At 66.5% G+C, this 24,210-nt stretch carries 23 protein-coding genes; 18 read left to right on the plus strand and 5 right to left on the minus strand.

Features of this window, described 5'->3' with window-relative positions; genetic code table 11:
• Positions 1–3: 3 nt before the first annotated feature.
• From Q9246_RS04370 to nhaR, 3 genes are all read right to left on the minus strand, one after another.
• Positions 4–807, minus strand: coding sequence for an alpha/beta fold hydrolase (locus Q9246_RS04370; RefSeq protein WP_306395725.1), 804 nt, complete (start codon positions 805–807; stop codon positions 4–6).
• A 99-nt stretch (positions 808–906) separates the two neighbouring features.
• The gene (locus tag Q9246_RS04375) at positions 907–2,259 is read right to left on the minus strand and encodes a hemolysin family protein (RefSeq protein WP_306395726.1); all 1,353 of its coding nucleotides are present in this window, start codon (positions 2,257–2,259) and stop codon (positions 907–909) included.
• A gap of 58 nt (positions 2,260–2,317) precedes the next feature.
• Entirely contained in the window at positions 2,318–3,226 is a 909-nt protein-coding gene (nhaR, locus tag Q9246_RS04380) for a transcriptional activator NhaR (protein WP_306395728.1), read from the minus strand.
• Between the two features lie 119 nt (positions 3,227–3,345).
• Here nhaR and Q9246_RS04385 point away from each other — a divergent pair, with 119 nt between their 5' ends.
• From Q9246_RS04385 to Q9246_RS04445, 13 genes are all read left to right on the plus strand, one after another.
• On the plus strand, positions 3,346–4,395 hold the full coding sequence (locus Q9246_RS04385; protein ID WP_306395730.1) for a DUF475 domain-containing protein: 1,050 nt from the start codon (positions 3,346–3,348) through the stop codon (positions 4,393–4,395).
• Between the two features lie 83 nt (positions 4,396–4,478).
• On the plus strand, positions 4,479–5,054 hold the full coding sequence (locus tag Q9246_RS04390; RefSeq protein WP_306395731.1) for a TerD family protein: 576 nt from the start codon (positions 4,479–4,481) through the stop codon (positions 5,052–5,054).
• Between the two features lie 73 nt (positions 5,055–5,127).
• On the plus strand, positions 5,128–5,823 hold the full coding sequence (locus Q9246_RS04395) for a TIGR00266 family protein (RefSeq protein WP_306395733.1): 696 nt from the start codon (positions 5,128–5,130) through the stop codon (positions 5,821–5,823).
• Positions 5,824–5,835: 12 nt separating this feature from the next.
• Complete coding sequence (locus Q9246_RS04400) at positions 5,836–6,420, plus strand: TerD family protein (RefSeq protein WP_306395736.1); 585 nt, start codon at positions 5,836–5,838, stop codon at positions 6,418–6,420.
• A 166-nt stretch (positions 6,421–6,586) separates the two neighbouring features.
• Positions 6,587–7,159 carry a cupin domain-containing protein gene (locus Q9246_RS04405; RefSeq protein ID WP_306395738.1) on the plus strand — a complete coding sequence of 191 codons (573 nt, stop codon included), beginning with the start codon at positions 6,587–6,589 and terminating at the stop codon, positions 7,157–7,159.
• Positions 7,159–7,932 (plus strand): SDR family NAD(P)-dependent oxidoreductase, encoded by a 774-nt coding sequence (locus tag Q9246_RS04410; RefSeq protein WP_306395740.1) that lies wholly within the window; start codon positions 7,159–7,161, stop codon positions 7,930–7,932. The genes Q9246_RS04405 and Q9246_RS04410 overlap by 1 nt, the downstream gene beginning before the upstream one ends.
• 1 nt (position 7,933) lies before the next feature.
• Complete coding sequence (locus tag Q9246_RS04415) at positions 7,934–8,863, plus strand: NAD-dependent epimerase/dehydratase family protein (protein ID WP_306395742.1); 930 nt, start codon at positions 7,934–7,936, stop codon at positions 8,861–8,863.
• Positions 8,864–8,985: 122 nt separating this feature from the next.
• Complete coding sequence (locus Q9246_RS04420) at positions 8,986–10,083, plus strand: LLM class flavin-dependent oxidoreductase (protein WP_306395743.1); 1,098 nt, start codon at positions 8,986–8,988, stop codon at positions 10,081–10,083.
• 54 nt (positions 10,084–10,137) lie between these two features.
• Positions 10,138–12,525, plus strand: coding sequence for a beta-glucosidase (locus Q9246_RS04425; RefSeq protein WP_306395744.1), 2,388 nt, complete (start codon positions 10,138–10,140; stop codon positions 12,523–12,525).
• A 28-nt stretch (positions 12,526–12,553) separates the two neighbouring features.
• Positions 12,554–13,159 (plus strand): NADPH-dependent FMN reductase, encoded by a 606-nt coding sequence (locus Q9246_RS04430; RefSeq protein ID WP_306395746.1) that lies wholly within the window; start codon positions 12,554–12,556, stop codon positions 13,157–13,159.
• 97 nt (positions 13,160–13,256) lie between these two features.
• The gene (locus Q9246_RS04435) at positions 13,257–13,913 is read left to right on the plus strand and encodes a gluconate 2-dehydrogenase subunit 3 family protein (RefSeq protein ID WP_306395747.1); all 657 of its coding nucleotides are present in this window, start codon (positions 13,257–13,259) and stop codon (positions 13,911–13,913) included.
• A 25-nt stretch (positions 13,914–13,938) separates the two neighbouring features.
• Positions 13,939–15,633, plus strand: a complete 1,695-nt coding sequence (locus Q9246_RS04440) for a GMC oxidoreductase (protein WP_306395748.1) — start codon at positions 13,939–13,941, stop codon at positions 15,631–15,633.
• A 123-nt stretch (positions 15,634–15,756) separates the two neighbouring features.
• Entirely contained in the window at positions 15,757–16,416 is a 660-nt protein-coding gene (locus Q9246_RS04445; RefSeq protein ID WP_306395749.1) for a TetR/AcrR family transcriptional regulator, read from the plus strand.
• 4 nt (positions 16,417–16,420) lie between these two features.
• On the opposite strand, the gene Q9246_RS04450 is transcribed toward Q9246_RS04445, so the two are convergent.
• Together Q9246_RS04450 and Q9246_RS04455 are read right to left on the minus strand one after the other, a co-directional pair.
• Positions 16,421–17,863, minus strand: a complete 1,443-nt coding sequence (locus Q9246_RS04450; RefSeq protein ID WP_306395752.1) for an MFS transporter — start codon at positions 17,861–17,863, stop codon at positions 16,421–16,423.
• Between the two features lie 48 nt (positions 17,864–17,911).
• The gene (locus Q9246_RS04455; protein ID WP_306395753.1) at positions 17,912–18,910 is read right to left on the minus strand and encodes a LacI family DNA-binding transcriptional regulator; all 999 of its coding nucleotides are present in this window, start codon (positions 18,908–18,910) and stop codon (positions 17,912–17,914) included.
• 282 nt (positions 18,911–19,192) lie between these two features.
• Here Q9246_RS04455 and Q9246_RS04460 point away from each other — a divergent pair, with 282 nt between their 5' ends.
• From Q9246_RS04460 to Q9246_RS04480, 5 genes are read left to right on the plus strand one after another with little or no spacing between them, the layout of a single operon-like run.
• Positions 19,193–20,446 (plus strand): MFS transporter, encoded by a 1,254-nt coding sequence (locus Q9246_RS04460; protein WP_306395755.1) that lies wholly within the window; start codon positions 19,193–19,195, stop codon positions 20,444–20,446.
• 23 nt (positions 20,447–20,469) lie between these two features.
• Positions 20,470–21,459 (plus strand): sugar phosphate isomerase/epimerase family protein, encoded by a 990-nt coding sequence (locus Q9246_RS04465; RefSeq protein ID WP_306395757.1) that lies wholly within the window; start codon positions 20,470–20,472, stop codon positions 21,457–21,459.
• A gap of 12 nt (positions 21,460–21,471) precedes the next feature.
• A complete protein-coding gene (locus Q9246_RS04470) occupies positions 21,472–21,858 on the plus strand; it encodes a C-glycoside deglycosidase beta subunit domain-containing protein (RefSeq protein ID WP_306395759.1) in 387 nt (128 codons plus the stop codon).
• Between the two features lie 13 nt (positions 21,859–21,871).
• Entirely contained in the window at positions 21,872–22,945 is a 1,074-nt protein-coding gene (locus tag Q9246_RS04475; RefSeq protein WP_306395761.1) for a sugar phosphate isomerase/epimerase family protein, read from the plus strand.
• Positions 22,938–24,095: a Gfo/Idh/MocA family protein gene (locus Q9246_RS04480; protein ID WP_306395762.1), complete on the plus strand. Its 1,158-nt coding sequence runs from the start codon at positions 22,938–22,940 to the stop codon at positions 24,093–24,095. Before Q9246_RS04475 ends, Q9246_RS04480 begins: the two co-directional genes overlap by 8 nt.
• The last annotated feature ends 115 nt before the right edge of the window (positions 24,096–24,210 follow it).

Below are 24,210 nucleotides of genomic sequence, written 5' to 3' on the forward strand. Positions count from 1 at the left end.
GGACTAGCGCAGCGTCTGCGCGAGGAAGACGTCGATCGCGCGCGAACTGGCCGATGGCGCGCTCATGTGGGGGCAGTGGCCGACATTCTCGATCAGCGCCAGGCTGCTGGAGGGCAGGTGCCGGTGCAGCCACTCGCCCACCGTGCGCGGAGCGATGAGGTCGTCGGTGCATTGCAGGATCAGGGCCGGCACCGTCGACTTCGGCACGTCGTCGCGATGGTCGGAGAGGAAGGTGACGCCGGCGAAGTGGCGGGCGATCTCGGGATCGTTGCGGCAGAAGCTGGTGGTGAGCTCTTCGCGCAGGTCGGGCCGGTTGGGCGCGCCCATGATGGCGGGGGCCAGTTGCTGCGACCAGGCGATGAAATTATCGTCCATGGTGTCGAGCAGCTCGCGGATGTCGCCGCGGCTGAAGCCGCCGACGTAGTCGCCGTCGTTGATGTAGCAGGGCGACGGTCCGATCATGACCTGGGCCGCGAAGCGCTTCGGCGCGGCGATCGTGGCCAGCATCCCGATCATCGCGCTCACCGAGTGGCCCACAAAAATCACCGGGCCGGTCGCGCATTCGTCGATGATCTCGAGCAGGTCCTCGGCATGGGCGTGCAGCGAGGCGTAGCGGGTGCGGTCGTAGGCGGCCAGGGTCGAGCCGCCGCTGCCGACCAGGTCGTAAATGATGGTGCGGAAACGGCCCTGGAAGGCGGGCGTCAGGAAGCGCCACATGGTCTGGTCGCAACCGAAACCGTGGGCGAACACCATCGTCGCCGCTCCCTCGCCGGCCACATGCACGTTGTTGCGAATCAGGACAGACATGGACGGGTTTTAATAATTATTGTGCTGCAATGCATTAAAAATAACACCGATTAGCGGCAAAGTCAGCAATATCAGCATGCCCGCGGCATGGAATGTGGTTCAATTGCGATCGTCTTCGTCACCAGAGCGGGTCAATTGCGGTATGACCTTGACCAGCAGGATGCGCGGCCCGTTCATCTTCTTGACCACCACGTCGAATTGCGGGAAGGCGATGCGCTGGCCCTGCTTGGGAATGTCGCCCAGTTTTTCCATCAGCAGGCCGCCGACCGACTCCACGTCTTCCAGTCCCATCTGCTCGTTGTCGATGTCGATCCCCAGCAGGCGCTCGAGCGAGAAGATCGGCAGGCTGGCCTTGCCGATATACGTGCCGTCGGCCTGCTTGAGCCAGTCGTTCTCGTTCATCCGGAACTCGTCGCGGATCTCGCCCACCATCGCCCCCAGCAGGTTGTCCAGGGTGACGAAGCCGACCGGGCGCTTGCCCTTCTCGCCGATCAGGGCGAAGTGCGGCGCGCCGCCGCGGAAGCGCCGGAAGATGTCCTGGGCCGGGGTGCGCGCCGAGATCGATTCGACCGGGCGCAGGAATTGCGTCAGGTCGGTCACCGGGCGGCCCGCCTGCTGCGCGAAATACAGGTCCTTCAGGTGGATGACGCCCAGCACCTCTTCGCCTTCGGCGTCGAAATACGGGTAGCGCGAAAAGCGGTTGCGGCGCACGGTTTCCAGGTTCTGTTCCAGCGAGCGGCTGGCGTACAGGGCGCTGACCTCGTTGATCGGTCGCATCAGCTCGGACACCTGCAGCGTGCCGAAATCGAGCGAGTGCGCCAGGATATTGCGGGCGTCGTGGGTGATCTGTTCGCCCGGCGTGGTGGTGTTGGTATTGGTGCGCAGGATGAGCTTGAGCTCGTCGAGAGAGTAATGGGTGTCGTGGCCGCCGGCGCCGGCCAGGCCGGCCATGCGCAGCACGCCGTTGGCGCTGGCATTCAACACATAGATTGCCGGGTACATCGCCCAGTAGAAGGCGTACAGCGGCATGGCGCACCACAGGGCCACCGATTCCGGCAGCCTGATCGCCAGCGACTTGGGCGCCAGTTCGCCGACCACGATGTGCAGGAAGGAGATCACCGAGAATGCCACCACGAACGACACGCCGTGGATCAGTTCCTCGGAGGTGACGCCGACGAAGGCGAACACCGGCTCGAGCAGGCTGGCGAAGGCCGGTTCGCCGACCCAGCCCAGGCCCAGCGAGGCCAGGGTGATGCCGAGCTGGCAGGCCGACAGGTAGGCGTCGAGCTGGCCGTGGACCGTGGCCAGGATGCGTCCGCGCAGGCCGGTGGTCTTGGCGATCGCGCGCACGCGGGTCTTGCGCAGCGTGACGATACTGAATTCGGCCGCCACGAAGAAGCCGTTCAGCGCCACCAAAAAGAAGGCGAGAACGACGAATAAAAAGTTTTCCATACCAGTTTTGTATTAACAAAAGGCAAAGCCAACGGCCATTGTACAGCGCAAGCCGTGTTTACTCCTCCGCCAGGGTCTCCTTGTGCACGGCCGCCAGGATCGCCTCGACCGCCGGATGCTTGATCTTGCGTTCGTTCGAGATCGCATAGAAGTGCTCGCGCACCTCGGGCACCCGGCCTACCAGTTCGGCGCCGAGCTGGACCTTGATGTCGGCGGCCGGCGCCGCCGGCGTGAAGAACAGGCCCAGCCCGCGGCGGCCGAAGGTGTTGAGCAGGGCATTGTCCTCGAACTCACCCACGATATCCGGCCGGATCGCGTGGCGCTCGAACCAGTCGTCGATCTTGCCGCGCAGCGCATTGTTGCGGGTCGGGAGCAGGATCGGGGCGCCGTGCAGCGAGGCCGGGAAATCCTTGCGGTAGTTGCGCGCCAGGCTAGGTGCGCCGACCACGAACATCTCGTTCTCGGACAGCAGGTGGCTGAACACGCGCAGGGTGGTCCCGGTCGGCACCGCGCGGTCGGTCAGCACCACGTCGAGCTTGTGCAGGGCCAGGTCGCCCAGCAGGCTTTCGTATTCGTCCTCATGGCAGACCAGGCGGACTGGAATGGCGAGCTGGGTCGTCACCTCGAGCAGGCGGTAGGCGGTGAACTTGGGCAGCGAATCCGAAATGCCGACCGCAAGCCGGATGCGGGCGCTGTCCGAGGCGTCCAGCGCCTCCTGCATCTGCTCGCCCAGCAGGAAGATCTGGTCGGCATACGACAGCGCCAGGCGGCCGGCCTCGGTCAGGTTCAGGCGCCGGCCCTGCTGGTTGAACAAAGCCTTGCCAAAAGCCTGCTCGAGCAGGGTAAGCTGTGTACTGACAGTCTGGATTGCCAGGCCAAGGCGTTCGGCGGCGCGCGTGATGCTGCCTTCCTTGGCGACCACCCAGAAGTAATAGAGATGGCGAAAATTGGGTGGCGCGTGGTTCATGTCTTCTGTTTTTCGGAAGTAATATTTCGATTATCTTCGCTTTTTCAGTAAGAGCCAAGCTTATACAATGCAGTCCGCCGACACCGTTGGCGCATAACTTTTATAAGAGGGAAAAACTTATGAAGTACTTTACCTGGTCATTCATCGTGACCGCAGTCTGCCTGGCGCTCGCCGCCTGGTGGGGCTTCGAGCATGGCGGCATGACCGCCGCGCTTACCGCGCTGGGCGTGGCAACCATCCTGGCGGTGATGGAAGTATCGCTGTCCTTCGACAATGCCGTGGTCAATGCCTCGGTGCTCAAGGGCTGGGACGAGTTCTGGATCAAGCTGTTCCTGGGCGTCGGCATCATCATCGCCGTGTTCGGCATGCGCCTCGTGTTCCCGCTGGTGATCGTGGCCGTGGCCGCGGACCTGGGCGCCATGGAAGTGTGGGACCTGGCGCTGTCGGATCCGAAGGCGTTCTCCACCCACCTGACCAACCACCACGCCGAAGTGGCGGCCTTTGGCGGCATGTTCCTGCTGCTGGTGTTCCTGAACTTCATGCTGGACGACGAGAAGGAAACTCACTGGCTGGGCAACTTCGAGCAAAAGATTGGCGCGCTCGGCAAGGTGTCGTCGATCGCCGTCATGATCGCGATCGCCGCGCTGCTGTTCAGCACGACCTATGTTGACGAAGCGCAGAAGATGGTCGTCCTGATCGCAGGCATGTGGGGCATCCTGGTCTATGTGGGTGTCGATATGCTCAGCAGCATGCTGGAAAAGAGCGAGTCCGAAGCCGGCGCCGTGGGCGACGCGGTCAAGAAGGGCGGTATCGGCGGCTTCCTGTACCTCGAAGTGCTGGATGCCTCGTTCTCGTTCGACGGCGTGATCGGCGCCTTCGCGATCACCAGCGACGTCGTGATCATCATGCTGGGCCTGGCGATCGGCGCGATGTTCGTGCGTTCGATGACCGTGTTCCTGGTGCGCAAGGGCACGCTGGACGAATACGTCTACCTGGAGCACGGCGCGCACTACGCGATCGGCATCCTGGCCGTGATCATGCTGGCGAGCATGAAGTGGCATGTGCCAGAGCTGATCACCGGCGGCGTCGGCGTGGCCTTCATCCTGGCTTCGCTGTGGAGTTCGCTGCAGTACAAGAAGAAGCACGCGGCGCTGGAAAGCGGCGCGTAAGGCAGTACAGAATCCGCGGCGAGCGGCAGGACACCAGCTCGCTGCGTTGCAACCCGGTGTTCATTTACTAGGAGAGTCTCATCATGGCAATCAGTCTGCAAAAAGGCGGCAACGTCAACCTGTCGAAAGAAGCTCCAGGCCTGACTTCGCTGAAAGTCGGCCTCGGCTGGGACATTCGCGCCACCGACGGCGCCGCCTTCGACCTCGACGGCGCCGTGTTCCTGCTCAATACCTCGGGCAAGGTGCGTTCGGACGCCGACTTCATCTTCTACAACAACCTGAAATCGGCCGATGGTTCAGTCGTCCACTCGGGCGACAACACCACCGGCGCCGGCGACGGCGACGACGAATTCGTCACCATCGACCTGACCAAGGTCCCGGCCGACATCGACAAGGTCGTGCTGGGCGTGACCATCCACGACGCCGAGACCCGCCGCCAGAATTTCGGCATGGTCGGCAAGGCCTTCATCCGCTGCGTCAACAACGCCAACAACCAGGAAGTGGCGCGCTACGACCTGTCCGAGGACAGCTCGACCGAAGCGGCGATGATCTTCGGCGAGATCTACCGCAACGGCGCCGACTGGAAATTCCGCGCGATCGGCCAGGGCTTCAACGGCGGCCTGGGGCCACTCGCCCGCAACTACGGCGTCAACGTGTAAGTTGGCGATGCACGCAGCGGTTTGAGGTAATGTAGGGGCGGTCCATGGGGACCGCCTCATGAAAGGAAGCCAAATGCCAGTATTTACCGTGACCGGGGACGTCGATCCCTTCCTCCATGTGTCGATGAAGCAGGGCGAGACCATCTATTGCGAATCCGACGCGATGGTGATGATGGAATCGACCCTCGACCTCAAGGGCAAGATGAAGGGCGGACTCGGTAGCGCGCTGATGCGCACCTTCGCCAACGGCGAGTCGTTCTTCCAGCAGCACATCGAAGCGACCCGCGGCGGGGGAGATTGCCTGCTGTCGCCGACCCTGCCGGGCGCGATGCAGGTGGTCGACGTCGGCCCGAACAACTACATCATCAGCGACGGCGCGTTTGTCGCCGCCACCTCGGGCGTCGACCTGCGGGTGCGCACGCAAAGCCTGGGCAACGCCCTGTTCGCGCAGAGCGGCGGCTTCTTCGTCACCGAGACGGCAGGCCAGGGCCAGGTGGTGGTGTCGGGCTTCGGCTCGATGTCGAGCCTGGACGTCGAACCGGGCAAGGACGCGATCATCGACAACTCGCACGTGGTGTGCTGGGACAGCACCCTGCGCTATGAGATCTCGATCACGACCGGCACCAGCGGCGGCTTCCTGGGTAACCTGATCAACAGCCAGACCAGCGGCGAGGGCATGGTCCTGCGCTTCTCGGGTCGTGGCAAGGTCTACGTCTGTTCGCGCAACCGCACCGCATTCAAGGCCTGGATGCAGGCGCCCGCAAAATAAGGAGGAGTAACGATGTCAGTCAATCTGCAAAAGGGACAGAAGATTTCCCTGGACAAGGAAGCCGGTGGCGGCCTCTCGCGCGTGACCATGGGTCTGGGCTGGGACGCGATCAAGTCGAAGGGCTTCTTCGGCTTCGGCGGCGGCAAGTCCGAAGCCGTCGACCTCGACGCCTCGGTGGTGATGTTCGACGAATCGAACCGCCCGATGGACGTGGTCTGGTTCCGCCAGCTCAAGAGCCGTGACGGCAGCATCGTCCACACCGGCGACAACCGCACCGGCGCCGGCGATGGCGACGACGAGCAGATCATGGTCGACCTGAACGCCGTGCCGGCCAACGTCAAGGCGCTGGTGTTTACGGTGAACAGCTTCACCGGCCAGAATTTCTCGACCGTCGAGAACGCGTACTGCCGCCTGATCAACACCGCCAACCAGCAAGAAGTGGCGCGCTTCAACCTGTCGGTGACGGGTTCGCACTCGGCCCAGATCATGGCCAAGCTGTACCGCCATGGCGGCGAGTGGAAAATGCATGCGATCGGCGAGAACGGCAATGGCCGTACCTTCGATGATTTGATGCCGCAGATTACGGTACACCTGTAATCCGGTTCAACGCTCCGTGACGGCCCGGTCGATGCGTTCGGCCGGGCCGTTCGTCATCCTGCCCAGCTATCGATGCGCTCCATGGCAGGTATGGCGAAACTCAATTTTTCAACTGGCCGGCCCGCGTTTATATTGCCCTGATTGAAACCAGGCAGCAGGACCAGCAATGAACGAGATCCGCCGCATCGTCACCGGCCACGATGCGCACGGCAAGGCCGTGTTCGCCGAGGTCGGCCCCTTGCCGACCGTGGTACCTCTTGCCACCATTCCCGGCACCGTGTTCCACGAAATCTGGTCGACGCAGGACACGCCGGCCGCGGTCGGCAACGGCGCCGACCCCACCCTGGGTCCGCTGGTGCTGTCGCCGCCGCGCCATGGCACGCGGATCCGGATCGTCGACATTCCGCCCGATACCGAAGAATTCCTGCAGCACGGTGCCGACCGGATGCGCGAGGCATTCGCGCAGATCGGCGAGGCCGAAGCCTCGACCGTGAAAGCGGCGTCGCCGCATCCGCTGATGCACCGCACCGAGTCGATCGACTATGGCGTGGTGCTGGAAGGGGCCTTGACCCTGGTGCTCGACGACAGCGAAGTCGAATTGGCGCCGGGCGACGTCGTCGTCCAGCGCGGCACCAACCACGCCTGGGCCAACCGCTCGGGTGCGCCGTGCCGGATGCTGTTCGTGCTGGTCGACGGCCAGTACGACCCCGCGCTGGCCGACGCGCTGGCGGGGCGCTGATGGAAGACCTGTTCGGCCTGCACGGCCAGGTTGCGCTCGTCACCGGCGCCGCCCAGGGCCTGGGGCTGGCCATCGCCACCGCCCTGGGCGAGCGCGGCGCCGCCGTGCTGCTGGCGGACCTCGATCACGACAACGCGCAGCGCGCGGCGCACTCTTTACGCGAATGCGGCATCGATGCGCAAGCATTCGCCTGCGACGTGGGCGATCCGCAGGCCGTGCAGCGGCTCGCAGTGGACGCCCAGGGCTGGCGCGGCCAGGTCGACATCCTGGTCTGCAATGCCGGCATCCAGGGCCCGGCCGGTCCGCTGCACGCCGCGTCGAACGACGACTGGCAGCGCGTGTTCGACGTCAACCTGCGCGGCAGCGCGGCGCTGGCGTGCGCGCTGCTGCCGGCGATGGCCGAGCGCGGCGCGGGAAGGGTCATCCTGATGTCGAGCATCGCCGGCCTGCGCGGCAACGGCGCCATCGGCCTGTATGGCCTGAGCAAGGCCGCGCTGGCGCAACTGGCGCGCAACCTGGCGGTGGAGTGGGGGCCGCATGGCGTCTGCGTCAATGCGATCTCGCCCGGCCTGATCCGCACGCCGCTGGGCGCCCACCTGTTCGCGGACGAGGCCTTCATGCGCCGCCGCACCGCGATGACGCCGCTGCGCCGGGTCGGCGAGCCGCACGAGGTGGCCGGCGTCGCGGTCATGCTGGCCGGGCGCGCGGGCGGCTTCATCACCGGCCAGAACATCGTCGTCGATGGCGGCACCCTGATTTCGGACGGGAGCTGACATGCATGTTCTTGTTACCGGCGCGGCCGGGTTCGTCGGCAGCGCCCTGGTCGAGCTGCTCCTGGCCGACACGGCGATCACGTCGCTGCGGCTGGTCGACCTGGCGTTCGACGACGCCCGTCCCGATCCCCGCGTCGAACGCATCGCGGGCAGCATCGGCGACCCCGCCGTGATGGCGCGGGCGGTGCGCGGCCGGATCGACCTCGTCTACCACCTGGCCAGCGTGCCGGGCGGCCTGGCCGAGCGCGACTACGAACTCGGGCGCGACATCAATCTATACGCGACCCTGGCGCTGGTCGAGGCGATGCGGGCGATGCCGGCGCCGCCGGTCTTCGTGTTCGCCAGTTCCATCGCCGCGCTGGGCGCTCCCTTGCCGCCTGGGGGCGTCGACGACGCCACGCCCATGTCGCCGCAACTGAGCTACGGCGCCCACAAGCTGGCCGGAGAGCTCTTCGTCGCCGACGCCACGCGGCGCGGCTGGATCGATGGCCGCTCGGTGCGGCTGCCGGCCGTGGTCGCGCGTCCGGCCGGGCCGAGCGGCCTGGTCTCGGCCTTCCTGAGCGACATGATCCGCGCGCTGGCGGCCGGCGAGCACTATCGCTGCCCGATCCGCGCCGGGGCGACCAGCTGGCTGGTGTCGACGCCCTGCGCGGCCGCCAGCCTGGTGCACGCGGCGACGCTCGACGGCCAGCTGCTGGGGGCAGGGCGCGCCTGCACCTTGCCGGCCCTGCGCCTGTCGATGGCGGAGCTGGTAGCTGCTGTCGGGCAGGAGTACGGGGTCGATGCCGCCGCCCTTGCCAGCCATGGCGACGACCCGGCGATCGAAGCCAACTTCGGCTCTTATCCGCCCCTGCGTACGCCGCGCGCCGACGCTGCGGGCTTCGTCCACGACGGCGATGCCCGCGCCCTGGTGCGCAACGCGCTGCGATGACATTCTGCGATTGACATGCCATTTTTCCCGGCCTAATATAATTAGAATTCGGATTATGATTTAACGGCGATGCACTGCCGGATCCGTCGAAGCCGCCTTCAACCGTCCAAATGGAACCTACCATGCGCTTTTCCGTCTTCCTCAACGCCCGCACCATGACCGCGGACGCCGACAAGCAACTGATCGTCGACCTCGAGCAGCATGCGCTGCTGGCCGGCAAACTGGGCTTCGACGCCATCTTCCTGCCCGACCACCACTTCAACGGCTACATGCCGGTGGCCAGCGACAGCTATATGTTCGCGTCCTACCTGGCGGCCAAGCTGCCGGACATGCATTTCGGCTTCTCGGTGACCACCGTTCCGCTGCACCACCCGATCCGCTTCGTCGAGAGGATCAACATCCTCGACCACCTGACCAAGGGCAAGCTGCTGGTCGGCGTCGGTTCGGGCACCACGCCGGAAGAGATGATCGGCTTCGGCGTCAACTACAAGGACGCCGGCCGCATCGCCGAGGAAAACCTGCAGGCGGCCGAAGCGCTGTGGGCCAAGAAGATTGGCGACGCGCCGGTCGAGCTGGACGGTTTCCACAAGGGCCGCGTGCTGCAGCGCATCGCCCCGCATACCTATGGCGAGAAGCATGCGCGCCTGATGCCGGTGGCGATGAAGGACACCAGCATCACGCGCGCCGCGGTGAACGGCTGGCCGGCCTTCATCCCGGCCTTCACGCCGCCGAAGATCGGTGGCACTGAGCCGCTCACCCACGTCAAGAAATACTTCGGCAGCTACCACACGCAGTTGCTGGCGGCCGGCCACTCCGACGAGACGGTGGCCGATGCGCTGTCCTGGACCACCCACAGCTACCAGTGCGTGCACCTGGCGCCGACCGACGAGCAGGCGCATGCGGAGGTGATGGAGATCCTGACCGCCTACCAGGAAGCCGTCGACCGCGAAGCCGAGTTCAATGCCAAGGCCGAATCGGACGACGCCAACAAGAAGACCGACCGCACCAATTCGGCCCTGACCGAGGAATGGATGGCCACCTGGTGCCTGTACGGCAGCCCGGAGACGGTGATCAAGAAGCTGCGCGAGTACCAGGAAGTCGGCATCGGCAACATCCTGTGCGGCACCGTCACCGGTCCGCTGACCGAACAGCGCCTGGCCTACGCCAACCAGACCCTGGAACTGTTGGCCGAACACGTGATTCCGGCTTTTAAAAAATAAACGATGAGCGATGCGGTCCGCAAGCAGGCGGGCCGCCACGCAGGAGGAGACAGGATGACCGAACAGACCAAGCTGGATGACCTGGCGCTGGACCAGTTGGCGCGGATGACCGCGGGCGCCACCATGTGGACCACGCCGGCGCTGCCCGAGGCCGGCATCGCCTCGCTGACCCTGGCCGATGGCCCGATGGGGGTGGCGGGGCCGCGCGTCGACGAACGCGACGTATCGCTGCTCACGCCGTCGCCGCTGGCGCTGGGCGCCAGCTGGGACACCGCGCTGACGGAAAGGGTAGGGCGCCTGGTGGGCGGCGAAGCGATCCGGCGCGGCGTCGACATGATGCTGGCGCCGAACCTGAACCTGGCGCGGAGCCCGCTCGCGGGCCGCGCCTTCGAGTATTTTTCCGAGGACCCGCTGCTGTGCGGCGTGCTCGGCGCGGCCTGGATCGACGGCTGCCAGTCGGTCGGCACCGGCGCCGTCGCCAAGCACCTGGTGTGCAACGACAGCGAGACCGCACGCGACAAGATGAATGCCGTTGTCGACGAACGCACCTTGCGCGAAGTCTACCTGCTGCCGTTCGAGATGGCCGCCGAGGCGCGCTGCGCTGGCATGCTGACCGCCTATAACAAGGTCAATGGCGACTGGTGCGCCGAAAGCGCGCCCGTCATCACCGACGTCGCCAAGAACGAATGGAAGTTCGACGGCGTGTTCATGAGCGACTGGTTCGGCACCCATTCCACCCTGGGTTCGCTGCAGGGCGGCCTGGATATCGAGATGCCCGGCCCCGCGCGCTTCCTGGGCCAGCACAGCGCCCAGGCGGTGGCCGACGGCGCCGTGAGCCGCGAACGACTGCACGACGCCGCCACGCGCGTGGCCACGGCCGCACGCCGCTTCGGCGCCGACAAGGGCGCGCCGATGGCGGCCAGTGAGGCCGCCGACCTGCTGGTCGAAGCTGCCGCCGCCGGTTTCACGCTGGTGCGTAACGAAGATGGCATCCTGCCGCTCGACACCACGCGCCGGCCGCGCATCGCGGTCATCGGGCCGAATGCTACCGCGCCATGCTTCCAGGGCGGCACCTTTGCCAAGATCGCGCTCAAGCCGGACGCAGTGCTTCCGCTGGACGCGCTGCGCGCGCGCTTCGGCGACGCTATCGTCAGCCATGAGCCGGGCGTTGACCCGCAACCGCGCCTGCCGCGCATGGCGGTGCGTCCGGCCGGATCGGATGGCGAGCGCGGCATGACGCTCGCGTATTTCGACAACGCGGCCTGCAGCGGAGCGCCGCTGCTGACCGAGACGCGCGATACCAATTCGCTGACCTGGTTCCATGGCGTGCACGACGTCGGCGCCCTGCAGCAGGCCGCCGCCACCCGCGCCAGTGGCATCTACACGCCGACCGAGAGCGGCGAGCACCGCTTCCATGTGGGCGGCACCGGCGCGCTGCGCCTGCTGGTCGACGGCAAGGAAGTATTCCGGCGCGACGAACAACTGGCGCCGGGCGACGTGATGGGCCGCCTCAAGAGCGGCGATGCCGACGACGTCGGCGTGGTGCTCGACGCCGGCCGCGCGGTCGAGGTGGTGGTGGAGCTGCGCTATACGCCGGCCCGCTGCCAGGGCCTGTGGTACGGCGTGCGCGGACCGGACAGCGCGGAAGCGATGATGGCGCGCGCCGAGCAGGCGGCTGTTGACGCCGACCTGGTGATCCTGATGGTCGGCGAAACGTCGGACGCCAGCGTCGAGAGCAAGGACCGTCCTTCGACGTCCCTGCCGGATGAACAGCTGGCGCTGATCGAGCGCATCTGCGCCGCCAATCCCGAGACCGTGATCGTCACCAATGTCGGCCATGCCTTCGACACCCGCTGGGAAAGCCAGGCGAAGGCCGTGCTGCACTGCTGGTATCCGGGCGAGGAATTTGGCCCGGCCCTGGCCCAGGTGCTGGCCGGCGAACGCGAACCGGGCGGCCGCATGCCGATGACGATCGCCTGCGAAGACCGCGATTATCCGGCCCTGGCCCTGGCGCCGGACGCCAACGGCGACCTGCATTACAACGAAGGTGTGCGGGTCGGCTACCGCGGCCTGGCCGCCAATGAGGTCGCGGCCCGCAACACCTTCGGCAGCGGCTTCGGCTACACCAGCTTCGCCCTGGGCGAGGCCGACGTGCGCCCCACGGCCGATGGCTGGGACGTGACGGTCGTGCTGCGCAATACGGGCAAGCGTGCCGGCGCCGAAGTGGTCCAGGTCTACCGCAGCACGCCCGAACTGACCCTGGTCGGCTTCAGCAAACAGGTGCTGCAGCCGGGCGAGGAACGCCTGGTCACGGTCCACGTGGCCGACCGCCGGCTGCAGGTGTGGTGCGAGGGCTGGACGCCGCTCGCCGGCCCGCTGGCCCTGCACGTCGGCCGCGCCAGCGACGACCTGCCGATCACCTATCACGTCACGCCACGCTAGTCGGCGCAATCACACGAGGAGACATCCCATGAACAAACCCCATATGATTGCCCAGGCCAGCGGCCGGGCGCCCTTCATCGTCGGCATCGGCGGCACCACCCGTCCCGGCTCGAGTACCGAGAGCGCGCTGCGCGTGGCCTTGCGCCATGCCGAATCGCTGGGCGCCGAAACCCTGCTGTTCGGCGGCGAGGCGCTGGCTGCTTTGGAAGGCTATTCGCCCGAGCAGGCCAGCCGCAGCGAAGGCCAGCGCGCCATCGTCGAAGCAGTGCGCAAGGCCGACGCCGTGATCTTCGCCTCGCCCGGCTACCACGGCGGCGTGTCGGGCCTGGTCAAGAACGCCATCGACCTGCTCGAAGACCTGCGCGCCGACCCGCGTGTCTACCTGGACGGCATGCCGGTCGGCTGTATCGTCACTGCCGCCGGCTGGCAGGGCTGCAACACGACGCTGGGCGCGATGCGTTCGATCGTGCACGCACTGCGCGGCTGGCCGACGCCGCTGGGCGTCACGCTGAATACCGCTGGCGTGAAACTGTTCGATGCGAATGGCGATTGCAGCGACGAGCAGGTGAAGGCCAGCCTGCAGATGCTGGCCGAGCAGGTGGTTGGCGTGAGCGTCGTACAACAGGCTCAATAACAAAAATTCGGATTCTAGTTTCGGCCTGTGCTATGTTCACCCAGATAAACCGATATCGGGCGCTGACCATGCTGCGCGACCGATCAGAAAGGATGGCATGACGATCAGCAAACTGCAGTTGTTCAGGCGCCCGACGCGGGACGCCAAGGCAGGCAAGGAAGGTGTCTCTCGGCGCGATGTGCTCGCGGCCCTGGTGGCCGGCGGCGCCCTGGCTGGCGTCTGGAACAGTGCCGGCGCGGCCCTGATGCTCGACAAGGCCGGCGCCGGCGCCGCCGCCAACGCCGGACTCGACCCGGCCGCCATGGCCGTGCTCGACGCGGCGGCCCAGGTCATCGTGCCGACCACCGACACGCCCGGCGCCCGCGAAGCCGGCGTGCCCGTCTTCATCGACGCGCTGGTCGCGCGCTGGATGACGGCGGATGAGGCGAAGTTCTTCCGCGACGGCCTGGCCGCGCTCGATCTAAGTGCGCGCCAGCGTTTCAAGCAGGGTTATGCGCAATGCTCGCCGGCCCAGGCGGCCGAATTGATGCAGGAATTGCGCGCCAACAGTCCCTACGGCGGCCGCACCTTCTCGCTGACCGACCGCATCCTCGATCCCAAGTCCCCGTTCTACCTGCGCCTGCGCGACCTGGTCGTGCTGGGTTATTTCATTTCGGAGCAGGCCAGCAGCACGGAGCTGCGCTACCTGCCGGTGCCCGGAAAGTTCGAGGCCGACCTTCCGATGAAGACCTGGCCTTACCAGACCGTGATCTGAGCCCGTTCACCGACAAGGAAGAGACATGAGCAACACCACCCAATTCGACGCCATCGTCATCGGTTCGGGGATCACCGGCGGCTGGGCCGCCAAGGAACTGACCGAGAAGGGCCTGAAAACGCTGGTGCTCGAACGCGGCCGCAACGTCGAGCACCAGAAGGACTACGTCAACGAATTCACGCCGCCCTGGCAGGCGCCCAACGGCGGCCTGCCGGAGCGCGACCTCGATGCGCGCGACTATCCGGTCCAGAGCAAGATCGAGCGCGGCGCCTTCGGCTGGGCCAACCGCCAGTACTGGATCAACGACCGCGAGAACCCGTATGAACAGGTCAAACCCTTCCGCTGGCACCGCACCGACGTGCTGGGCGGCCGTTCGCTGACCTGGGGCCGCCAGTCCTACCGATGGTGCGAGGACGATTTTTTGGCCAATGCGCGCGACGGCCACGGCAACGACTGGCCGATCCGCTACGCCGACCTGGCGCCGTGGTACGCCTACGTCGAGAAATTCATCGGCGTCAGCGGCCAGCCCGAGGGCCGCAAGGATTTCCCCGACGGCGAATTCCTGCCGCCGTTCGCGATGACGCCGGTCGAGCGCGCGCTCAAGCAGGCCATCGAGGCCAAGTGGAAGGACCGCTGCCTGACCGTGGGCCGGGTGGCCAACCTGACCCAGGCCCACAACGGCCGCGCGCAATGCCAGAGCCGCGCCATCTGCAACCGCGGCTGCTCGTTCGGCGCGTATTTCAGCTCGCTCAGCTCGACCCTGCCGGCGGCGCAGGCCACCGGTCGCCTGACGGTGCGCACCGACAGCGTGGTGGAGGCGATCGACACCGATCCGGCCACCGGCAAGGCCAGCGCGGTGCGCGTGATCGACAGCCGCACCGGCGAGCGCCTGACCTTCAAGGCCAAGGTGATCTTCGTGTGCGCCTCGACCTTCGGCACCCTGCAGATCCTGCTGCAGTCGCGTAGTGCGGCGCATCCGAACGGCATCGGCAATCACAGCGACGTGCTGGGCCGCTACCTGGTCGATCACGCCGGCGCCGGCGGCTTCGCCGAAATCCCCGGCTTCATGGACACCAACTACAAGGGGCGGCGCCCGACCGGCATCTACATGCCGCGCTTCCGCAACCTGGGCGGCCAGGACCCGGACGCCGATTTCACGCGCGGCTACGGTTTCCAGGGCGGCGCGATGCGCGACGACTGGACCAATACGGCGGCCATGAGCGACGATTTCGGGGCCGGCATGAAGCGCAATATCGCGCGGCCCGGCAAATGGATCGCCTTCCTCGGCGCGTTCTGCGAGCAGCTGCCGCAGGCCCACAACCGCGTCACCCTGAACGACAAGGTGCGCGGCGGCTTCGGCCTGCCGCAACTGAGCATCGACGTGGCCTATGGCGAGAACGAGCGGCGCATGAACCTGGATGCCGGCAAGCAGGCCGAGGCGATGCTGAAGGCGGCCGGCGCCCAGCGGGTGCAACTGATCCCGCTGCGCACCATTCCGGGCGTCTCGATCCACGAGATGGGCGGCGCGCGCATGGGGCGCGACCCGGCCGAATCGGTGCTCAATGGCCGCAACCAGGTGCATGGCGTGCCGAACCTGTTCGTGACCGACGGTTCGGCGATGGCCTCGTCGGGCACCGTCAATCCGTCGCTGACCTATATGGCGCTGACGGCGCGCGCGGTCGACTTCGCGGTGGCCGAACTCAAGGCGGGCCGCCTGTAGTGGCCAGGCCGGCCCCGCGCGCCATGGCGCCATTGGGGCCGGTCCATGATTTATAATCAGAATGCCAACATCGTTATCCACGCGGGGAACCCCACGGTTGCCCGCGCCATTCCCATTCCATCCATGACATCGACTCCGACCCCGACCTTCAGCGACCACGCACGCGCGCCCAAGCAGGGGCGCAGCCGCCAATCCTTCGAACGCATCATCGAGGCGACCATCGAGCTGTTGCGCGAGCGCGGCTACGACCAGATCACGCTGGCCGAGATCTGCGAGCGCTCGGGCGTGTCGACCGGTTCGCTGTATGGCCGCGTGGCCGGCAAGGACGAGTTGCTGCGGGTGGTGCAGCTGCGCTTCCTGGATCGCCTGGGCGAGCAGTTCACAGAGGAAGCCACCCGCATCTCCAGCCAGGCGCAGGGGCTGCAGCAGGTCGTGCCGGCGGTGGTCGCCAGCCTGGGCCGGCTGCTCAAGGAAAACGCCTCGGTGCTGCGCGCCTTCATGCTGCGCGCGCCGGCCGATCCGGTGATCCAGGCGCAGGGCCAGAAGGCGGCGGAACGCGATTCGGCCAAGTTCCTGAACCTGCTTGAGGCCTGCAGCGCCGAAGTGCGCCACAGTCAGCCGCAGCGCGCGATCCAGTCGGGGATGCTGATCATCTATTCGACCCAGGCGCGTTTCCTGGGCCTGGACAGCGTGGGCGGCCGCGGGCAGGGCAGTTGGGACGCGCTGCTGGAGGATCTGAGCGACATGATGCTGGCCTTCCTGCTGTTCGAGCCGGCCAGGTAAGGGCTTACTTGTTCATGACCCGGGCCAGGCGCGTCGCGCCGAACATGGCCACCGCCATCAGGCCCAGGAACAGCGGCAGCACCCGCAGGTAAGCCTCGGTATATTCAAGCGCGCCGGCCGTCTCGAGCCGCATGCCGTGGAAGAAGAACAGCCCGCCCAGCGCCACGCCGAAGGCGCCCGCCACCTGCTGGGTCGCCGACAGCATCCCCGACGCCACGCCCGCTTCGCCCACCGGCACGTCCTGCAGGGTCGCATTGGACAGCTGCGGGCCGCACATGCCCATCCCCAGTCCCATCCCGAACTGCGCCACCGCCAGCGGCAGATAGGCCAACTGGCCGCCGTGCACCGCCCACGCCGCCAGGCACAGGCTGATCGAGGTCGAGGTGGCGCCGAGCAGCATGACGCGCACGCCGATGCGCTTGTGCAGCCACGGCCCGATCAGCGTGATGCCGGCCATCGCCCCCGCCGCGATCGGCAGGCAGGCATAGGCCATCTGCGAGGCGGATAGTCCCAGCCCGGTCTGCAGCACGAAGGTCATCACCAGCAGGTAGCCCGGCAGCACCGGATTGATGCACAGGGTGCACAGCAAGCCCAGCGCCACCTTGCGCAACCTGAGCAGGGCCGGGTTGACCAGCGCGTCGCCGCGCGCGGCCTGGCGCCGCGCCAGGTAGCGCACCGTGAACCAGGCCAGTGGCGCGGCGGCCAGGAAGGTGGCGATCAACTGCCATGGCCAGCCCAGGCTCGGCCCTTCGATCAGCGGCACCAGGATCGCGAACAGCACCACGATCGACAGCGCCGCGCCCTTCAGGTCGACCGGCACCGCATTCACGCCGCGGCCCGGCGGCAGCAGCAGGTAACCGGCCACCAGGCTGAAGATCCCGACCGGCAGGTTGATCAGGAAGATCATGCGCCAGCCCAGGCCGAACAGGTTGGCGTCGATCAGCAGGCCCCCCACGATCGGCCCCATCGCCGCCGAAAAGCCGCCCAGGAAGCCGAATACGGTGTACACCTTGTAGCGCTGGTCGGGCGGGTACATCACCTGCACCAGCGCCATCACCTGCGGCATCATCATGGCCGCCGCTGCCCCTTGCAGCACGCGCGCCACCTGCAGCACCAGCGCCGTCGGCGCCAGGCCGCAGGCCATCGAGGTCAGGGTGAACAGCACTACGCCGATCAGGAACATGCGCCGGTAGCCGACGCTGTCGCCCAGCCTCCCACCCACGATCAGCAGCACCGCGAACGAGGTGGCATAGCCGGCCACCAGCCATTCCAGCTCAGCCTTGCCGGCGTTCAGGGTGGTGCCGATCGACGGGATCGCCACATTGATGATGGTCGTGTCGAGCAAGTCCATCACGAAGGCCAGCGCGACCGCGATCAGCGCCATGACGCGGCGCCGCGGCGTATAGGATGAAGCGGCAGAGAATGCGCTGCCCTCCGCGTGAGTCACGGTATTGTCCATCGAGGTGTCCCTTTGTCTTGTTGTTGGTGTGCCGCCTCAGGCCGAGGCGCGGACGATCAGTGCGTGCTGCAGCCGGCGCGAGTCGGTCGGCGCGCCCGACAGGCGCTTGAGCAGCAGTTCCGCCGCCGCCGCGCCCAGTTCGCGCACCGGTTGGCCGATGGTCGTCAGCTCCGGCTCGAACACCCGCGCCACGGGAATATCGTCGAAGCCGATCACGGCGATGTCTTCCGGCACCCGGCGTCCCACGCGGCGGAAGGCCTTGATCGCGCCGATGGCCAGGGTGTCGGACACCGCGAACACGGCGGTCGGCGCCGACTCCATGGCGAGCAGGGTGCCGACGGCGTCCATGCCGTCGACGAAATCGGTGCCGCGCGCCACCCGCACGAGTTGCGGGTCGACCGGGATGCCGGCGCGTTTCAGGGCGAACTCATAGCCTTCGTGGCGCTGCTTGGCCCACAGGTAGTCTTCGTTTGCGCTCAACAGCGCGATGCGGCGGTGGCCGCGGTTGATCAGGTATTGCACGGCGTCGATCGCGGCCTGGCGGTGGTCGATGCTGACGCTCGGCACGTCGATGTCTTCCACGTATTCCGAGCAGGCCACCCACGGCAGGTCGGGGATGTCCTTCAGCAGCGGCTTGAGGTCGGCGAAGCGCGCCAGGCTGATGACGCCATCGGCCAGCCGGTTGTACAGCGGGTCGAGCGCGGGGCTTTCGCGCGACAGCGATTCGGAGGCATCGGCCACCACCAGGCCATAACCGCGGGTGCGCGTCACCGATTCCACGCCCTTCACGATTTCGGCGAAATACGGATTCGCGAAATCGGGCACCAGCACCAGCAGCAGGCGGGTCTCGCCGCGCATCAGGCTGCGCGCCAGCGCATTGGCGCGGTAGCCCAGCTGCGACACCGAGGCCTCGACCCGCGCCCGGGTCTCGTCGGCTACCGCCTTGGTGCCGTTGAGCACGCGCGACACGGTCGCGATCGAGACGCCGGCGTGGGCGGCGACGGAGGAGATGGAAGCGAGCTTGACAGTGTTCACAGGTGGCAATGGGGCGCCGCGTGGGCGTGGTTCGGTGTGTTTGGAAGACATGGTCGTAGGTGAGGAAAAGCCTTTCCTAATATAGCGGAAAAGGGTGTCTCGGCCGCCTGCCATGGGTATTGAAAATATGGATACGTACTATCCACAAAATCCGCTGGCGAGATCGATTTCTTTGTTGGAACTGTCCTGGGAAAGCGATATCATAATTTTGGTTATGTTCTTTCCCGACGAGACAGGGGCGGCCACCCGGCCGTGATAACTTCAATAAAAGGAGGCATGCCAATGAGCGGCCACAGCAACGACACCCTCATGGCGGGGCAGGGCACAGCCGCGCCTGTCCTGCGCAAGGCCGACTGGCGCCAGGGCTGGATCCTGGTGTTTTCGGGCTTCCTGCCGGTGATGGCCATCATGGCCCTGGCGCCCACCTTGCCCACCCTGCTGGCGCACTTCCACGACGTTCCCAATGCGCGCACCATGGTGCCGCTCCTGATCACGGCGCCGAGCGCCTGCATCGCGCTGTTCGCCCCGGGCTTCGGCGTCGTCGCCGACCGCTTCGGGCGGCGCAAGCTGATGCTGTGGTGCCTGGCCCTGTACGCGGCGGGCGGCCTGTGCCCCTTCCTGATCGATAACTTCTGGGCCGTGGTCGGCGGCCGCATCCTGATCGGCATCGGCGAGGCGGGCGTGCTCACCGTCGTCAACACGCTGCTGGCCGACTATTACGAAGAGAAGGACCGCCACCGCTGGCTGATGATCCAGGGCCTGATCGGCTCCTGCCTGGGCACGCTCACCATCGCCGGCTCGGGCTTCCTGGCGGCGCAGGGCTGGCAGTATCCGTTCCTGGTCTACGGCGTCGCGATCCCGATCTTCCTGGCCAGCCTGTTCTACCTGTTCGAACCGACCGCGCGCAAGCGGCCCGCCGATGCAGCGGGGGGCGCGCCTGCCGCCAGGCCGAAGTCGGCATTCCCCCTCAAGGTCGCCGTGATCGTCTGCAGCGTCACCGTGCTGCTGTCGACGATCTACTTCGTCCAGGTGATCAACTTCTCCTTACTGCTGAAGGAACTGGGCCTGTCCGATCCGAAATCGATCGGCCTGTCGATGGCCTTGCCGAGCATCGGCGTGCCGATCGGCGCCGTGCTGTACCGCTACACCACCCGCTACGGCGCCGGAGCCCAGATCTTCCTGGTGTTCCTGTGCTATGCGATCGGCCTGGGCGGCATCGGCATGTCGCCCGACTACCAGACCGCGCTGGCCTTCGCCTTCGTCCAGCAGCTGGCCAACGGCATGATCGTGCCTTCGCTGATCACCTGGGTGCACGGCCGCTTCGGCTCCGAACACCTGGGCCGCGCCATGGGCCTGTGGTGTAGCGCCTTCTTCGCGGCGCAGTTCCTGTCGCCGGCCACGGTCAACATCATGCGCGACCTGGTTGGCAGCCTGCAGGCGGCCTTCCTCGCCTTCGGCGTGATCTCGGCCGTGTGCGCGCTGATCGCCTGCGCCCTGCACCTGCGTACGCCGCGGCCAAGCCGCGCTTCCATCTGAACCTCGCTTTTCAAAGGACTTGCATGAACACGAATCACCGCATCAAGCGCGGCGTCTCCCTGTACAGCTACCAGTACGAGACCTTCCTGCGCACGATGAACCTGGACGACTGCATCGCCCACGCCGCCAGCCTCGGCGCCAATGGCATCGAAGTCGTCAGCGAACAATCGTTCACCGGTTTCCCGAACGTCCCGCAGGACCAGGTCGACGGCTGGTTCGCGTCGCTCGAGCGCCACGGCGCCTACGCCCAGTGCCACGACATGTTCCTGGACATCAAGCTGCACAAGGACCGCAAGCTGAGCTTCGACGAAATGGTGGCCTCGCTCCAGCGCGACCTGCGCTTCGCCAAGAGAATCGGCTGCCGCAACCTGCGCGTCATCGTCAACACCCCGCCCGAAGTGGTCGTGGCCTGCGTGCCGCTGGCCGAGGAACTCGACGTGCGCATGGGGATCGAGGTGCACTCGCCGTTCCACTTCGACCATCCATGGATCCTGCGCTATACCGAACTGACCCGCGCCACGGGCTCGGACCACGTCGGCTACGTGCCCGACATGGGCATGTACCTCAAGAGCTATCCGCCGGTGTTCCGCGAGCGCTTCCTGCGTAACGGCGCCACCCCGAAGATCGTCGAGTTCATCGAGCAGGCCTACGGCGCGCGCGTGCTGCCCGATTATGTGATCATGGATGTGCGCAAGCTGGGCGGCAATGCGGTGGACGTGCAGATGGCCGAATCGCTGCGCCATAATATCTGGAGCAATCCGCGCCGCATGCTCGAGTTCATGCCGTGGATCTTCAATATCCATGCCAAGTTCTACGAGATCGACGACAGCGGCCGCGAACCGTCGATCCCCTACGACGAAATCGTCGCGGTGCTGCTCGAGGGCGGCTACGATGGCCACCTGTCCAGCGAATACGAGGGACAGCGCCATATCGAGGATGCGTTCGAAGTCGACGGCCGCGAGCAGGTACGCCGCCAGCAAGAGATGTTCAAGCGCCTGTTGGGCGAAGTCTGAGGAGAAGCGACCATGTACGATCAACACATCATTTTCCCGGACAGCGTCCGCAATACCCGCACCGACGAAGGTGTGATCGGTTTCGAGCTTGGCGCCCGCCTGCCATACTACCGCGGCCAGACCCTGTCGGCGGTCGAGGACATCGGTCTCGCGATCGACGGCGAAAAGGTGCCGCGCGAGCAGATCCGTTTCTCGGTGCGCGGCAAGACCTGGACCCTGGACGAACTGGAAACGGTCTATGAAGAGCGCTGGGAATTCGGCGAAGTCGCCCACATCACGGTCGCGCAGCCGGGCGGCCTGGCGCCGGGCGCGCACAAGGTGACGGCCTCGGTGCAGCTGCGTATTTCCTACCTGCCGTGGAGCCCGGTGACCAGCTGCACGATCGAGACCACGGTTTGACGCGGGAGCGTACATGAGCACCACCATCAAGGGGCCGGCGATCTTCCTGGCCCAGTTCACGGGAGACCAGGCGCCGTTCGACAGCTGGGAGGCGATCACCCGCTGGGCCGGTGGTCTTGGCTACGAGGGCGTGCAGCTGCCCTCGGGCGACAAGCGCCTGTTCGACCTGGCGCTGGCGGCCGAGAGCAAGACCTATTGCGACGAGATCGCCGGCGTGGCGCGCGCCAACGGCGTCGCCATCACCGAGCTGAGTACCCATCTGCAAGGCCAGCTGGTGGCGGTGCATCCAGCCTATGACGAAGCCTTCGACGGTTTCGCCCCGCCCGAGCTGCGCGGCCGCCCGGCGGCGCGCCAGGAATGGGCGGTGCAGCAGATGCTGCTGGGCGCGAAAGCCTCGGCCAACCTGGGCCTGACGGCCTCGATCAGTTTTTCGGGCAGCCTGGCCTGGCCGTATCTCTACCCCTGGCCGCAACGTCCGCCCGGCCTGATCGAGACCGCCTTCGACGAGCTGGCGCGGCGCTGGCGCCCGATCCTGGATGCGTATGACGCAGCCGGCGTCGATCTCGCCTTCGAGCTGCACCCGGGCGAAGACCTGTTCGACGGCGCCACCTTCGAGATGCTGCTGGAGCGGGTCGATAACCACCCGCGCCTGGCCATCGCCTACGATCCCTCGCACTTCCTGCTGCAGCAGCTCGATTACCTGGCCTTCATCGACCGCTATCACGAGCGCATCAAGGTCATGCATGTGAAGGATGCCGAGTTCCGGCCCGATGCGCGCCAGGGCGTGTACTCGGGCTACCAGTCGTGGCAGGACCGCGCCGGGCGTTTCCGTTCGCTGGGCGACGGCCAGGTCGACTTCAAGGCAATCTTTTCCAAGTTCGCGCAATACGATTTCAAGGGCTGGGCGGTACTGGAATGGGAATGCTGCCTCAAGCATCCCGAGCAGGGCGCGGCCGAGGGCGTGGCCTTCATCCGCGACCACATCATCCGCGTCACCGACAAGGCCTTCGACGATTTCGCGGGCAGCGGCGCCGATCCGCAGCGCAATCTGCGCATGCTGGGTTTGAGCAGGAGTCATGATGAGTGAAACCCTTTTTCCCGGCCGCGTGCGGCTGGGCATGGTCGGCGGTGGCGAGGGCGCCTTCATCGGCGCCGTGCACCGCCATGCGGCGCGGCTCGACGACCGCTACGAACTGCTGGCCGGGGCGTTGTCGTCGACCTCTGATGCGGCCCAGCGCTCCGGGCGCATGCTGGGCCTGGACCCGGACCGCATCTACGACAGCTACCAGGAGATGGCGCTGAAGGAAGCCGCCCGCCCGGACGGCATCGAGGCGGTCAGCATCGTGACGCCGAACCACCTGCATGCGCCGGTGGCGCGCGCTTTCCTGGAAGCGGGCATCCACGTCATCTGCGACAAGCCGGTCACCACCAATAGCGAGGATGCGCGCGCGCTGCAGGCCTTGGCGAAGGAGCGCGGCCTGCTGTTCGCCGTCACCCACAACTACTCGGCCTACCCGATGGTGCGCCACGCCCAGCAGATGGTGCGCGACGGCGTGCTGGGACAGCTGCGCATCGTGCAGGTCGAGTACGCCCAGGACTGGCTGGCCGAGCCGCTCGAACAGGGCGGGCAAAAGCAGGCGGCCTGGCGCACCGACCCCGCGCGCAGCGGCGGCGGCGCGATCGGCGACATCGGCTCGCACGCCTGGCAGCTGGCCGACACCATCGTCGGATCGCCGCTCGAATCGCTGGCCGCGCAGCTGCATTCCTTCGTGCCGGGGCGCGCTGTCGACGACGACGTGCAAGTCCTGCTGCGCTATGCGAACGGCGCGCGCGGCATGCTGTGGGCCAGCCAGGTGGCGCCCGGCCACGAAAACGAGTTACGCATCCGCGTGTTCGGCAGCCAGGGCGGCATCGAATGGGCGCAGCAGCAGCCCAATGAATTGCGCTGGACGCCGCTGGGCGAGCCGACCCGCATCGTCACCCGCGGCAGCGCGGCGATGAACGAGGCGGGGCGCCGCCTGAGCCGCATACCAGCCGGGCATCCGGAAGGGTATATCGGCGCCTTCGCCTCGCTGTACAGCGAGATCGCCTGCCACCTGATTGCCAGGAGGGACGGCGGCGACCCCGGCGCGGCGCAATTCCCGACCATCGACGACGGCTTGCGCGGCGTGCAGTTCATCGAAACCGTGCAGGCGTCCTCGCGCGCCGGAGGAGCCTGGACCCGGCTTCCGGAATAAACCCGCTTCACCGCGGCAGCGGCCTCGCAAGAGCACTTGCGAGGCCGTTTTTTCACGCCCGTGCGAGGTCCATCCTATTCACCAGACAAATGCCTGCTATCCACATAAAGCGTTA

Origin of the sequence: Telluria beijingensis (assembly GCF_030770395.1) — a bacterium.
GTDB classification, from domain to species: Bacteria; Pseudomonadota; Gammaproteobacteria; order Burkholderiales; family Burkholderiaceae_D; genus Telluria; species Telluria beijingensis.

Coding starts and splice junctions, on each gene's coding strand:
- nhaR (WP_306395728.1), bottom strand. CDS start 3,226: ATGAACCACGCGCCACCCAATTTTCGCCATCTCTATTACTTCTGGGTG.
- Q9246_RS04370 (WP_306395725.1), bottom strand. CDS start 807: ATGTCTGTCCTGATTCGCAACAACGTGCATGTGGCCGGCGAGGGAGCG.
- Q9246_RS04445 (WP_306395749.1), top strand. CDS start 15,757: ATGACATCGACTCCGACCCCGACCTTCAGCGACCACGCACGCGCGCCC.
- Q9246_RS04395 (WP_306395733.1), top strand. CDS start 5,128: ATGCCAGTATTTACCGTGACCGGGGACGTCGATCCCTTCCTCCATGTG.
- Q9246_RS04440 (WP_306395748.1), top strand. CDS start 13,939: ATGAGCAACACCACCCAATTCGACGCCATCGTCATCGGTTCGGGGATC.
- Q9246_RS04425 (WP_306395744.1), top strand. CDS start 10,138: ATGACCGAACAGACCAAGCTGGATGACCTGGCGCTGGACCAGTTGGCG.
- Q9246_RS04460 (WP_306395755.1), top strand. CDS start 19,193: ATGAGCGGCCACAGCAACGACACCCTCATGGCGGGGCAGGGCACAGCC.
- Q9246_RS04415 (WP_306395742.1), top strand. CDS start 7,934: ATGCATGTTCTTGTTACCGGCGCGGCCGGGTTCGTCGGCAGCGCCCTG.
- Q9246_RS04430 (WP_306395746.1), top strand. CDS start 12,554: ATGAACAAACCCCATATGATTGCCCAGGCCAGCGGCCGGGCGCCCTTC.
- Q9246_RS04470 (WP_306395759.1), top strand. CDS start 21,472: ATGTACGATCAACACATCATTTTCCCGGACAGCGTCCGCAATACCCGC.
- Q9246_RS04375 (WP_306395726.1), bottom strand. CDS start 2,259: ATGGAAAACTTTTTATTCGTCGTTCTCGCCTTCTTTTTGGTGGCGCTG.
- Q9246_RS04405 (WP_306395738.1), top strand. CDS start 6,587: ATGAACGAGATCCGCCGCATCGTCACCGGCCACGATGCGCACGGCAAG.
- Q9246_RS04420 (WP_306395743.1), top strand. CDS start 8,986: ATGCGCTTTTCCGTCTTCCTCAACGCCCGCACCATGACCGCGGACGCC.
- Q9246_RS04410 (WP_306395740.1), top strand. CDS start 7,159: ATGGAAGACCTGTTCGGCCTGCACGGCCAGGTTGCGCTCGTCACCGGC.
- Q9246_RS04465 (WP_306395757.1), top strand. CDS start 20,470: ATGAACACGAATCACCGCATCAAGCGCGGCGTCTCCCTGTACAGCTAC.
- Q9246_RS04475 (WP_306395761.1), top strand. CDS start 21,872: ATGAGCACCACCATCAAGGGGCCGGCGATCTTCCTGGCCCAGTTCACG.
- Q9246_RS04400 (WP_306395736.1), top strand. CDS start 5,836: ATGTCAGTCAATCTGCAAAAGGGACAGAAGATTTCCCTGGACAAGGAA.
- Q9246_RS04390 (WP_306395731.1), top strand. CDS start 4,479: ATGGCAATCAGTCTGCAAAAAGGCGGCAACGTCAACCTGTCGAAAGAA.
- Q9246_RS04480 (WP_306395762.1), top strand. CDS start 22,938: ATGAGTGAAACCCTTTTTCCCGGCCGCGTGCGGCTGGGCATGGTCGGC.
- Q9246_RS04385 (WP_306395730.1), top strand. CDS start 3,346: ATGAAGTACTTTACCTGGTCATTCATCGTGACCGCAGTCTGCCTGGCG.
- Q9246_RS04435 (WP_306395747.1), top strand. CDS start 13,257: ATGACGATCAGCAAACTGCAGTTGTTCAGGCGCCCGACGCGGGACGCC.